Annotated in this window: 13 protein-coding genes; 1 reads left to right on the forward strand and 12 read right to left on the reverse strand. The window is 68.2% G+C overall.

What is annotated here, in order from left to right:
* Nucleotides 1–143 precede the first annotated feature (143 nt).
* From AB2385_RS07290 to AB2385_RS07300, 3 genes are all read right to left on the reverse strand, one after another.
* Nucleotides 144–752, reverse strand: coding sequence for an SdpI family protein (locus AB2385_RS07290; RefSeq protein WP_367654294.1), 609 nt, complete (start codon nucleotides 750–752; stop codon nucleotides 144–146).
* A 325-nt stretch (nucleotides 753–1,077) separates the two neighbouring features.
* Complete coding sequence (locus AB2385_RS07295; protein ID WP_367654295.1) at nucleotides 1,078–2,910, reverse strand: DAK2 domain-containing protein; 1,833 nt, start codon at nucleotides 2,908–2,910, stop codon at nucleotides 1,078–1,080.
* 72 nt (nucleotides 2,911–2,982) lie between these two features.
* A complete protein-coding gene (locus tag AB2385_RS07300; protein WP_367654296.1) occupies nucleotides 2,983–3,342 on the reverse strand; it encodes an Asp23/Gls24 family envelope stress response protein in 360 nt (119 codons plus the stop codon).
* 203 nt (nucleotides 3,343–3,545) lie between these two features.
* On the opposite strand from AB2385_RS07300, the gene rpmB reads away from it, so the two are divergent.
* Nucleotides 3,546–3,737 (forward strand): 50S ribosomal protein L28, encoded by a 192-nt coding sequence (gene rpmB / locus AB2385_RS07305; RefSeq protein ID WP_367654297.1) that lies wholly within the window; start codon nucleotides 3,546–3,548, stop codon nucleotides 3,735–3,737.
* Nucleotides 3,738–3,802: 65 nt separating this feature from the next.
* Here rpmB and hslO read toward each other — a convergent pair whose 3' ends face one another.
* From hslO to AB2385_RS07350, 9 genes are all read right to left on the reverse strand, one after another.
* The gene (gene hslO, locus AB2385_RS07310; RefSeq protein ID WP_367654298.1) at nucleotides 3,803–4,687 is read right to left on the reverse strand and encodes an Hsp33 family molecular chaperone HslO; all 885 of its coding nucleotides are present in this window, start codon (nucleotides 4,685–4,687) and stop codon (nucleotides 3,803–3,805) included.
* Between the two features lie 271 nt (nucleotides 4,688–4,958).
* The gene (locus AB2385_RS07315) at nucleotides 4,959–5,126 is read right to left on the reverse strand and encodes a hypothetical protein (protein ID WP_367654299.1); all 168 of its coding nucleotides are present in this window, start codon (nucleotides 5,124–5,126) and stop codon (nucleotides 4,959–4,961) included.
* Between the two features lie 97 nt (nucleotides 5,127–5,223).
* Nucleotides 5,224–5,658 carry a chemotaxis protein CheW gene (locus tag AB2385_RS07320; protein ID WP_367654300.1) on the reverse strand — a complete coding sequence of 145 codons (435 nt, stop codon included), beginning with the start codon at nucleotides 5,656–5,658 and terminating at the stop codon, nucleotides 5,224–5,226.
* Between the two features lie 60 nt (nucleotides 5,659–5,718).
* Entirely contained in the window at nucleotides 5,719–6,384 is a 666-nt protein-coding gene (rpe, locus tag AB2385_RS07325; protein ID WP_367654301.1) for a ribulose-phosphate 3-epimerase, read from the reverse strand.
* Nucleotides 6,385–6,389: 5 nt separating this feature from the next.
* Nucleotides 6,390–7,268: a ribosome small subunit-dependent GTPase A gene (rsgA, locus tag AB2385_RS07330; protein WP_367654302.1), complete on the reverse strand. Its 879-nt coding sequence runs from the start codon at nucleotides 7,266–7,268 to the stop codon at nucleotides 6,390–6,392.
* A gap of 18 nt (nucleotides 7,269–7,286) precedes the next feature.
* A complete protein-coding gene (gene pknB / locus AB2385_RS07335) occupies nucleotides 7,287–9,164 on the reverse strand; it encodes a Stk1 family PASTA domain-containing Ser/Thr kinase (protein WP_367654303.1) in 1,878 nt (625 codons plus the stop codon).
* 6 nt (nucleotides 9,165–9,170) lie between these two features.
* On the reverse strand, nucleotides 9,171–9,917 hold the full coding sequence (locus AB2385_RS07340; protein ID WP_367654304.1) for a Stp1/IreP family PP2C-type Ser/Thr phosphatase: 747 nt from the start codon (nucleotides 9,915–9,917) through the stop codon (nucleotides 9,171–9,173).
* 4 nt (nucleotides 9,918–9,921) lie between these two features.
* The gene (gene rlmN / locus AB2385_RS07345; protein ID WP_367654329.1) at nucleotides 9,922–10,977 is read right to left on the reverse strand and encodes a 23S rRNA (adenine(2503)-C(2))-methyltransferase RlmN; all 1,056 of its coding nucleotides are present in this window, start codon (nucleotides 10,975–10,977) and stop codon (nucleotides 9,922–9,924) included.
* A 186-nt stretch (nucleotides 10,978–11,163) separates the two neighbouring features.
* Entirely contained in the window at nucleotides 11,164–11,892 is a 729-nt protein-coding gene (locus tag AB2385_RS07350) for an acyl-[acyl-carrier-protein] thioesterase (RefSeq protein WP_367654305.1), read from the reverse strand.
* Between the last annotated feature and the right edge of the window lie 9 nt (nucleotides 11,893–11,901).

Raw genomic sequence — 11,901 nt, forward strand, 5'->3', positions numbered from 1 at the left:
AGGGGCACAGACGTCCTGCAACCCACCAGGGAGCCGCGGCCAGCCGGCCAGGGACGCGCGCCCCGTGCGGTCGCCCGGACACAAGAAGGCCGTCCCGGGGACAGCCTGGATGACCCCGGGACGGTTCCCTGCTTCACCGTTCCTCAACCGCTCACCTGCCGGTAAGCTCGGTACGAGTACACCGCCGGCACGGCCACCATGACCAGGACGACGGCCAGCCAGGTCCAGAACCCGAGGTGGGCGGGCATCAGCAGCACCAGAAGCGCCTGCAGCAGGCTGAGCACCACCCACAGCCGGCCGGCAAACTGATGGGCCTTCGTCCAGACCTCCTCACTCTCCAGGGTCCACGGTGTGCGGATGCCAATGAAGTAGTTGGGGCGGATCTGACCCATGGCCAGGCCGAAGCCGAAGAAGAGCGCCGTCGTGGCGAGGAAGATCACCGTGAGCGGAGAGACCGACGCGCCGAGAGCGTTCGCCAGCTGCGCCAGGTGGAGCAACAGCAGGAGCGCCGGCACGGCCTGGCGGATGATGCCATACACGCGCCCAAATGCAACGTAATTGCTCCGTTTGGGGTCCAGGAGGGGCAGGTAGAGCAACAGGAGGTAGATTCCGGTCGCCAAGATCGGCCAGTAGAGGGCGAGGAACCAGGGGCTGGCAGACCCATCCGCCGTCCCGTCCGTGCCCCAGTGAACCGCCGACTGGTCGGGCAGGCGCGGGAACGCCCAGATGGTGACGCCGATGGTCACGAGCATGAGGGCCAGGAGCGGCCAGTCGCCGGCCAGCGTGTGCCGGTCAACACGCTACGTAGACTTCTCCACCGCTCTTCCCTCCTCTTTATCACCATTATTCAGACGATAGACGCAGGCGCTTTGGTTCGCGTTGCCGGGGTTCGTCTCACGAGTTTACCCACTATCCCCGATTCCACGAACGGCGACCCGACCGCCCCTCGCCCCCGCCGCCACCGGCCCGCTCCCGGCGGGTCCGCAGAGCGTGGGAGCCTCCGATCCAGCCGATCGCCCGTGGGCAGACGCACAAGGCCGGGCGTGTGCAACACACCCGGCCAGACACTGGCAAGCGTTACTCCAGCGAGAACACATAATAGTAGAGGGGTTGGCCGCCGTACTGGACCTCGATCTCGTGGTCGGGGAACCGCTTCCGCAGGTCCTCCCCCACTGCCTCGGCCTGGTCTGCCGAGACCGCCTCGCCGAAGTAGACGGTGACCACCTCGCCGCCCACCTCGTCCACCATGGCCTGCAGCAGGTTGGCCAGCACCTCCTCCGGCTGCTTCCCCGTCAGGTGGATCTTGCCGTTCCACAGGCCGAGGATGTCGCCCTCCTTGATCTCCAGGTCGCCGTAGACCGTGTCGCGCACCGCGTAGGTGACCTCGCCGGTCTGCACGTCGCCGATCACCTGCTTCATGCTCGCGAACAGCCGGTCGCCGTCCTCCTCGTCGGGCATCCAGGCCACCATGGCCGAGATGCCCTGGGGCACCGACCGGGTCGGAACCACGTAGACCTTCTTCTTGGTGAGAGCCGCGGCCTGCTCCGCCGCCAGGATGATGTTCTTGTTGTTGGGCAGCACGAACACCTGCCGGCTCGGGCAGCGTTCGATGGCCTCCAGCAGGTCCTGGGTGGACGGATTCATCGTCTGCCCGCCCTCGATCACCTCGCTCACGCCCAGCGAGCGCAGGATCTCCGCCATGCCCTCGCCCGCCGCCACCGCCACGACGGCAGTCGGCTTCTCCTCCGCCGGCGGGTCGGCCGCGGCCTCCCCGTGAGCGTCCACCCCCGGGTTCGCCGGGTTGGCGCCGGCCATCGCGGGCGCTGCCGTCGGATCAGCCGCCGCGCCGGAATCCGCCGCCTGTGCGGCGGCCGGGGTGTTCCCCTGCACGCCCTCCGGGGCGGGCTGGGCGTTGCGGAGCAGGTCGGCGTGCTGCTCCCGCATGTTGTGGATGACGATGTCGATCAGGTCGCCGTACTGGATGGCCAGCGAGAGCACCGGACCCGGGTTGGAGGCGTGCACGTGCACTTTCGCCAGGTCCTCGCTGCCCACGACGTAGATCGAGTCGCCCCACTGCTCCAGATCCCGGGCGATCTGGTCCATCGGGATCGGCGGACCGTCCTTGTAGCGGCGGATGAAGAACTCGCAGTCGTAGGGGAAGCGGATGTCCGAGATCTCCTCGTCCACCTTGAAAGCGACCTGAGACGCCGGGGAGACGTCGTGCCGGCCCGGGGCCACGGCAGTCTGCGCCGGCGCAGGGGCAGCCTCCTCCGCGGCCTCCGCCCCCAACGCCTCGCCGGCCAGGGCCTCGTAGTAGCCGTGGTAGATCACCGTGAGGCCCTTGCCGCCGGAGTCGACCACGCCGGCCTTCTTCAGCACCGGCAGCAGCTCCGGGGTCTGGGCCAGGGCCTTCTCGGCCGCCTCCAGCGCCGCCCGCATCACCACGGCCGGGTCGCCGGTCCGGCGTCCCACGTGCTGGGCAGCCGCCGCGGCCTCCCGCGCCACGGTGAGGATCGTGCCCTCCACCGGCTTCATGACGGCCTTGTAGGCGGTGTCCACACCCTCCTGCAGGGCCCGGGCAAACTCCCGCCCGTCGACGGCCACCTTGCCGTCCAGGTACTTGGCGAAGCCGCGGAACAACTGCGACAGGATGACGCCGGAGTTGCCCCGGGCGCCCATCAGCGAGCCCTGCGCCAGGGCGGCGGCGACCTCGCCCACGGTGCGGTCGCCGGCCCGCTCCACCTCGCGGGTCGCCGAGCTCAGCGTCATGGACATATTGGTGCCGGTGTCCCCGTCCGGCACCGGGAACACGTTCAAGGCGTTTACCGCATCCTTCTCAGCCTCGAGCCGTGCGGCTGCGTGGCGGATCATCCGTTTCAGCGCCTTGCCGTCGATGGTCTTGATGCTCAACGAAGGGTGCCTCCTCATCCCCACCGGCTAGCCACAGCCGGGCTGGTTTTCTGGGCCCGAAGCGGCTTCCGCTCAGGCGTTTCCGACCTTCACGCCGCGCACGTGGATATGCACGCCCCGCACCTTCAGCCCGGTGTAGCTCTCCACCACGTACCGCACCTTGTCGGTGACGTTCCGCCCGATCTCCGAAATGCGGGTGCCATACCCCACCACGATGTACAGGTCGATCTCCACCGAATCGTTATCGACCTCCACCAGGACGCCCCGGGCCAGGTTCTCGCGCCCGAGCAGCTCCGAGATGCCGTCCTGGAGACGGGAGGACGCCATGCCGACGATGCCGTAGCACTCGGTGGTGGCTATGCCGGCCATGGTGGCGATCACGTCATCCGCAACGTAGATGCGCCCCAGCTCGGTCTGGAGCTCCTTACCCACCGGCGCTCCCCCCTTCCAAACGGCGTTACTTTCGTCCCGGGTGGGCCAAACTCCTGCCAGCGGTCCGGAACCGACGTCCGGACGCCCGTCGTCGGTCGAACCCACCTGCAGGCGCTTGTCACCAGTACAGCAAGTGTGCTATGATGTGGATTGTGCTTTAACAAAGGTGGAAGCTTTTCCTGGCCGGGAGGAGGTGTCAGGCCATGGCTCGCCTGTGCGAGGTTTGCTCCAAGCGTGTCCACCGCGGCAACGCGGTCAGCCATGCGGAGAACAAGACCAAGCGGTCCTGGTCGCCCAACGTCCAGACCGTTCGGGCGGTTGTGAACGGCCGCGTCAAGCGGATCACCGTGTGCACCCGCTGCCTCCGCAGCGGTAAGGTTCAGCGGGCGATCTAGCCCACCCGGCTTCGCCAGCAAACCCGGCCACCGGTTCAGGTGGCCGGGTTTTCGCCATTGGGGCCTCAGTGCTTGTCCGCGTTCTGGCGTGCGGCGCGGATCTCCTCCTCGCTGAAGCGGTAGACCGCGTTGCAGAAGTGGCAGGTGAGCTCGGCCCCGTGGTCCTCCTCCTCCAGCGCGGCGAGGTCCTTCTCGTCCAGCATCGCGATGGCCGCCAGCGCCCGCTCCCGGCTGCAGCGGCAGGTGAAGCTCAGGTCGCGTCGCTCGAGGATCTCGTAGTCGAGGCCCGCCAGCACGGCCGCCAGGATCTCCTCGGGCGTCATTCCCCGCTCCACCGCCAGGCTCACCGAACCCAGCTGCGCCAGGTTCGCCTCGAGCCGGTCGCGGTCGGCATCCGGCGTGGCCGGCATGAGCTGCAGCAGGTATCCGCCGGCGGCCACCACCACGCCGTCCGGGTCCACCCGCACGCCGAGCCCCACCGCCGACGGCGTCTGCTCCGAGCGGGTAAGGTAGTAAGCCAGGTCCTCGGCAATCTCGCCCGAGACCAGTTCGGCCGAGCCGGTGTAGATGCCCTGCAGCGCAAGCTGCCGGGTGACGTAGATCGTTCCGGCGCCCACGGCTGCACCCACGTTCAGCTTGCCCTGTGGCGTGCGGTCCAGGTCCACGTGGGGCTCGTTCACGTAGCCGCGCACGTGCCCGCGCTCGTCCGCGTCGCAGATGATCCCCCGGAGCGGCCCGTCGCCCGCCACGCGCAGCGTCACGGACTCGTCGGGGTCTTTCAGCATGGCCCCCAGCAGTGCGGTGGCCGTGAGGGCGCGGCCCAGTGCGGCGGTGGCCGTGGGCCAGGTGTCGTGGCGGCGGCGGGCCTCGTCCACCAGGGCGGTGGTCACGGCCGCAAACGCCCGCACGTTCCCGCCGGCCCCAATCGCCCGTACCAGATAGTCAGCCATGTTCCGGTGCTACCTCCCAGAGGCAATTCCCAACTATTATAGCCAAGTGTTGACCCCGGCGGCAATGCGCCCGCCGGGGTGCCAGGGTGGGTCGATGCGGCCGGCTCGCGGTCTCTGGGTTGCCCGGTGCACGCTACGCGGCGTCCCTGCCTTCCCCCCGCTTGCCGGAGAACACTCGCATGATCGCCATTAGCATTCGCCCCAAGGGTCGCGGCAGTCGGATGACGGTGATGCGCACACAGGTGCCCCCCTTCCTGACTGACCCGAAGGCTCACCGGCCGATGAGCGTGTAGCCAAGGTAGGCGATCAGTACCCCGATCACCGCGGCATAGACGAAGCCGGGCAGCGCCGTGAGTATGATCGACACGCCCACGAGGATCAGTGCAAACCCCGCCAGCGCCCTGGGCGGCGGCCTGCGTCTCCCCAGCCCCATCCGCACGGCGACCCCTCCTCGTCCCGGCGAACCCATTCTTCACCCAACATACGTGACCCCGGGTGAAAACTTGCCTCCGGAAACGAGGGTCGGGCCAGGAAAGTCAGGCGACCGCGACGGTAAGCATGCGCCTGAGGTCGATGAGCACCACCAGCCGGTCGTCCATGCGGGCGACCCCGTAAACGTAATCCTGCCCCGCCACTGTAAGGGACGCATCGGGCTTGGCAACCGCCCCGGCCTCCAGGGTGACCACCTGCTCCACCCCGTCCACCACCAGGGCGGCGGTGAGGCTGCCCACGCTCAGGATCATGATGCGGGTGTCGGCGTCGGCCGGCCGGTCCGGCAGGCCCAGCCGCTTGCGCAGGCTGATGACCGGCATCACCTCGCCCCGGAGGTCGATCACCCCCTCCACGTAGTGCGGGGTGTTCGGGAGGCGGGTGACAGGCGTGAGGTAGCTCACCTCACGGACTACGGTGATGTCGGCGCCGTACAGTTGATCATCCAGGCGAAAAATCACGTACTGGTTCGATTCGGCCATCTGCTGCCACCTCCGCTGCTCTGCCCTGCGCCCGGCGGCGCCTGCGTCTTCGTCCCGGCGCTATCCCCGCAGCGCCGCAATAGCCGCCGCGTAGTCGGGCCGGCCGAAGACGGCCGTTCCCGCCACCAGCACCGTGGCGCCCGCGGCGATGCAGCGCGGCGCCGTGTCGGGATCGACGCCGCCGTCCACCTGCAACTCCACCCGGTCGTCCAGGCCGGCCTCCCGCAGCATCGCCTTCGCCTGGGCGACCTTGGGCAGGCACGACTCGATGAAGCGCTGGCCGCCGAAGCCGGGGTTGACGGTCATGATCAGGATCAGGTCCACCATGTCGAGCACGTGGGCCAGCATGCTGACCGGCGTGTGCGGGTTCAGGGCGACGCCGGCCTTCGCCCCGGCCTCCCGGATCTGCCCCAGCACCCGGTGCAGGTGGTCGCAGGCCTCCACGTGGACGGTGATCAGGTTTGCGCCCGCCTTCACGAAGTCGGCCACGTACCGCTCAGGCTGCCGGATCATCAGGTGGGCGTCGAAGAAGAGCTGCGACCGGGGCCTGAGCTTTGCGATCACAGGCGGCCCGAAGGTGATGTTGGGCACGAAGTGGCCGTCCATCACGTCCAGGTGCGCCCAGTCAGCCCCGGCCGCGGCGATGCGCTGCAGTTCGCCGCCCAGGTCGGCAAAGTCGGCGGAGAGCAGCGACGGGGCCACCTTGACGCGTGCAGGATCGAACACGGATATTACCACCTCTTCTTGGACTCGATTTCTGCGAGGAACAGGAGGTAACTCTCGTAGCGGCTTTCGGGAATCTCCCCCGCCTGCAGTGCGGCTCTCACGCCGCAGTCCGGCTCCGCCCGATGCAGGCAGTCGCTGTAGCGGCACGCTGCCTGGTGGCGGACGATCTCCGGGAAGTAATCCCGCAGGTTCCACTTCTCAATGTCCTGAAACTCCAGGTAGGTAAACCCCGGGGCGTCGGCCAGCAGCCCGCCGCTGCTGAGCGGAATCAGTTCCACGTGGCGCGTGGTGTGCCGTCCCTTCCGGGACTTGGCCGAGACCTCCCCCACCCGCACGTCCTGTCGCCGCGGCTCCAGGGCCCGGATGAGCTGCGACTTGCCCACCCCGGAATGGCCGGCCAGCACCGAGATCTTGCCCACCAGGTGCGGAAGCAGCGCGTCCAGCCCCCACCCCTCCCGGGCCGAAATCGGCAGCACGGGGTAGCCTACCTGATCTCGGTAAGTGCGCACGAACGCATCCACCGCCTCCTGCTCCACCAGGTCGATCTTGTTGAGCAGGATGAGCGGCGCCACCCCCGCCTGCTCCACGTGGATGAGCACCCGGTCCAGGAAGGGGTAATCGGCCTCAGGTTCGGCCAGGGTGAAGACCACCAGACACTGGTCCACATTGGCCACGGGCGGCCGCTCGAGGCAGTTGCGGCGCGGCAGCACCTTGTCGATGCGGCCCTCGCCGTCAGCCTCCAGCCGTACTTCCACGTGGTCGCCGGCCCGCACCTGGGTCTGGTCCAGGCGGAACTTGCCCCGCGGGCGGCACTCCACCTCCTGGCCGTCCACCAGCACGTAATAGATGTTGGAATGCGAACGAATCACGTAACCTAGCGGCACACTCCGACCCCACCTCTTTCACTGCAACGGATACCGCAGGCGCTCCACGTCGTTCACGTAGATGATCAGATAGGCTTCACCATAATACGTGCCGGAGACGATCACCTGCTCGCCGCCCTGCAGCTCCTCGTCGATGAGCGTCGACTCCGAGGGCTCCGTTGCGCCCTCGATCTGGTCCACCAGGACCACCTTGAAGCGAGCGCGCTCGGAGGGCAGCACCGGCACGACCAGGGGTTGCGAGAACTGCTTCCCCACCAGTTCCGGCCCGGCGGAGACCACGAGGTCCACCCGCTGACCAGGGGTCACCTGCGTACCCCCGGCCGGCGTGCTGGCGAGAACCGTGCCGGCCTCGGCGGCGTCGTGCCGCTGGTCGACGGTGCCCGCCTGCAGCCCCGCCTCGGCCAGGGCCTTCTGCGCGTCCTCCAGCTTCAGGCCCACCACCTTGGGTACGATGAGCGGACCCAGCGAGACCGTGAGGTCCACCTCGGAGCCCACCTTCACCGGGGTGCGGGCGAGCGGGGCCTGGGCGATCACCTCGCCCTGCGGACGGCTGGAGACCTCTTCCTTGATGTTGCCGATCTGGAACCGCTCGGTCCGCAGAGCGGCCTTGGCCTGGTCGATGTTCATGCCCACCACGTTGGGCACCTCCACCGTCTCGGGCCCCTTGGAGACCACCAGTTCGATCACGGCGCCTTCCTTCACCACACTGCCCGGTTCGGGCCGTGCCTCGAGGATGTAGAGCTGATCCAGGTCGCTGTAGCGCTCGGAGACGATCGTCCGCTGCAGCTTGGCCTGCCGGAGCAGTTCCTCCGCCTGGGTGATGTGCATGCCCACGATGTCGGGCACCACCACCTCGGGCACGTCGAGGAACTTCCAGAGCGCCCAGCCGGCGGCGCCCAGGCCGCCCAGCATGACGACCAGCACCGAGGCCACGATGATGAGGGTCCGCCGCCGGGCTCGGCGGGACGCGTCCGCCTCCGGATGGCGCTTCTGCCGGGTCTTGGCCCGCCGGCCCTTGACGGCCCGCAGGTCCATCGTGGGGAAGTCGCCCCCGCGCATGTGCGTCCTGCCCTCCTCGTGGAGCTGAAGGAAGTCGGCGAGGGCGTCACGCATCTGGATGGCGCTCTCGAACCGGTCGTCCGGCTCCTTTTCCATCGCCCGCAGGATAATCTCGTCCATCTCCACCGGCACCTCGGCGTTGAGCTCCGAGGGCGGCACGACCCTCTCCTGCAGGTGCTTCAGGGCCACGGTGATCGGGCTCTCCCCCTGGAAGGGAAGGGTGCCGGTCACCATCTCGTAAAGAACGACCCCGAGGGAGTACAGGTCGGACTTCTCGCCGGCCGGCTGGCCGTTGGCCTGCTCGGGGCTGAAGTAGTGGGCGGAGCCCACCATGGCGCCCGTGCGGGTGACCGTGTCGGTGGTGACCGCCCGGGCGATGCCGAAGTCGGCCACCTTGATGCGGCCGTCCTCGCCCAGCAGGATATTGTGGGGCTTGATGTCCCGGTGGACGATGCGCTGGGCGTGGGCGTGGGCCAGGGCGTCGGCGATGGCGATGCCGATGCGGGCCGCCTCCGCCACGGGCAGGGCGCCCTGCTCCTGGATCAGGGCCTTGAGGGTCTTGCCCCTCACCAGTTCCATAACGATGTAGTGGGTCCCGCCGTCCTCGCCCACGTCGTAAGTCTGTACGATGTTGGGATGCGAGAGGCAGGCGGCGTTGTGTGCCTCACGGCGGAACCGGCGCACGAACTCGTCGTCTGCGCTGTACTGGCCGCGGAGAACCTTGACGGCCACCTCCCGGCCCAGCTGCAGGTCGGTGGCCCGGAAGACCAGGGCCATGCCGCCGCCGCCGATGCGCTCTTCCAGTCGATATCGATTGCCGAGAATCGTGCCGATCAAGGGACGTTATCCCTCCCACCTGGCGGCGAGCACGGTGATGTTGTCGTGGCCGCCGCGGCTGTTGGCCAGGCTGACCAGCCAGTCGGCCAGGGATGCGGGATCGTGCCGGGCGGCCGCCTCCTCGATCTCCGCGAGGGTCACGAGGTTCGTGAGGCCGTCCGTGCAGAGCAGAATCGTATCGCCGACGGCCCACTGCAGCTCCAGCTGCTCCACCAGCAGTTCCTCCCGGACGCCGAGGGCGCGGGTGAGCACGTGCCGCTGGGGATGGCAGGCCGCCTGTTCCCGGGTGAGGTGGCCGCGCTGGAGCAGCTCTCCCGGGATGTTGTGGTCGGATGTGATCTGGTGTGCGTGCGTCCCGGTGATCAGAAACGCCTTGCTGTCGCCCACGTGACCCACATAGAGGTGCGCCCCGGCGGCGATGACGGCGGTCATCGTGGTGCCCATGCGGGCCAGGTCGGCGCGGGTCAGCTGGGCGGCGAGGATGGCCCGGTTGGCCGCGTGGATTCCCTCCACCAGCCCCCGGCCGATGGTTCCCTCGCGGGCCCACGCCTCCACCCGGGGCAGCACGTAGGCACGGAGGGTCTGCACGGCCAGCTGCGAGGCCACCTCGCCGCCGTCGTAGCCCCCCATCCCGTCCGCCACGGCCATCAGGGCGCCCCCCTCGGGCACAGCGATCTGGTCCAGCAGGTAGGCATCCTGGTTGCTGGGCCGGACTCTTCCAGGATCGGTCCGCTCGCTGAACACCAGTCTCACGCTCTCATCTCCTCATCTGCCTGCGAAGCACACGGTTGCGCAGCTGGCCGCAGGCGGCGTCGATCTCACCGCCCATCTCGCGCCGCACCGTGGTCGCAATGCCGCTGGACTCGAGGATCTGCTTGAACCGGCTCACGCGCTCGGAACTCGGCCGGCGGTACTGCGGCCGCTCGGCCACCGGGTTCATGGGAATCAGGTTCACATGGGCGAGCGACCCCTTCAGCAGGCGGGCCAGTGCCGTCGCGTGCTCGGGGCCGTCGTTCACGCCGTCGATGAGGATATACTCGTACGTCACCCGGCGTCCGGTCTTCTCGCCGTACGCCCGGGCGGCGGCGAGCACCTCCTCGATGGACCAGATCCGGGCCACCGGCATCAGCTGCCGGCGCAGCTCGTTGTCGGGGGCGTGGAGGGAGAGCGCCAGCGTGATGGGCAGCCCCTCCTCCGCCAGCCTCCGCATGCCGGGCACGATGCCCGACGTGGAGACCGTGATGTGCCGGTAGCCGATGTTGAGTCCGTCGGGCTCGTGCATCAGGCGGATCGCCTTCAGCACGTGGTCGTAGTTCTCCAGCGGCTCCCCGGAGCCCATGAGCACCACCGAACTGATGCGCTGGCCCTCGGGCAGCTCGCGCTGCATCATGATAATTTGATCGACGATCTCGCCGGCCGTCAGGTTCCGCACCAGCCCGCCCACGGTGGAGGCACAGAACGTGCAACCCATCCGGCAGCCCACCTGGGTGGTGATGCAGACCGAGTTGCCCCACGACTGGCGCATCAGCACCGACTCCACCTTTGACCCGTCGTGCAGGCGGAAGAGGTACTTGGTGGTGTTGGTCTTGCGGTCGTGCTGCTCGGCCTCCTTCTCGAGCAGGCGCAGGATCGTACGCTCGGCCAGCTGCTCCCGGAGCTTCGCCGGGAGGTTGGTCATGGCGGCGAAGTCCTTCACGCCCTTCTCGTAGACCCACTGGAAGAGCTGCCTGGCGCGGAACCGGGGCTCGCCCAGACCGGCCAGCAGGTCGGCCATCTCGTCGGGTGTCATGCCCACCAGGGGCTGTTTGCCCAGCGCGGCGAACAGCAGCGCCGGGTCTGCGATTTTCAGCGGCACGTAGCCGGTTTCCTGCAATCGGGGCCCTCCTGACCGTCAACGATTCCTCTTGGCGATACAATCCACCTTTGAGTTTAACCCGTGGACCGCCGTTGGGCAAACGTTTCGTGGGCAGGACGACACGAGTGCGCCCTGCCCACCGCTTCAGTCACTGAGCGCGATGACCGCATGCAAGACGGCCCCGTCTTCGCTTTTCAGTTGCACGTAGTGCGTGCCGCCCGCCTCGCCGTAGAGCAGCAGGACCGTCTGGCCCGGCAGGATCTCCTTGCGGTAGTGGATCTCCAGCGAGTCGAACTGCCGCCGCCAGAGATCGTCGGGCAGCACCTCGGCGGCGAGGTCCAGGTACATCGTGTTGTGCACGTGGCCGTTCAGGTCGATCATGTACCTGGGGGCCTGCACCAGCGCCCGCCGCTCCTCCGGGACGTCCTTCGGGGCCGCACGCATGAAGTCGACACCCGGGAAGTTCACGCGGTCCGGCTCGGGTTCATACCGGTCCATCAACTCCGGCGTCAGCCGAAGCAGGCTGCCGGTTTCCGTGTCCACGGCGACCCACTTGGACGTGGCCAGCGCACAGACCTCGCCATTCTGGTCAACCAGTTCGTAATCGCGCAAGGCATGGGCCCTGCTGTACCCCCGCGCCCACGTCCGGGCCACGAACGTGTCGCACACCTTGGGGCGGCGGATGACCTTCAGTTTCCAGTTCGCGACCATCCAGGCCAGGTGCGAGCGGCTTCGGTCGCGCGTGCTCTGGCCCACGGTCAGGCCGTGCAGGTTGCTGACGTCGGTCAGCGCCTCCAGGATGGCCTTGTTGGTGAGCTCGTTCCGGTCGCCGACGTCCCGAATCCCGGCAATGAAGCGCTGTTCGAAGATCATGTGTTCCTC

This window comes from Symbiobacterium sp. (genome assembly GCF_040797425.1).
Taxonomy (GTDB): domain Bacteria; phylum Bacillota; class Sulfobacillia; order Symbiobacteriales; family Symbiobacteriaceae; genus Symbiobacterium.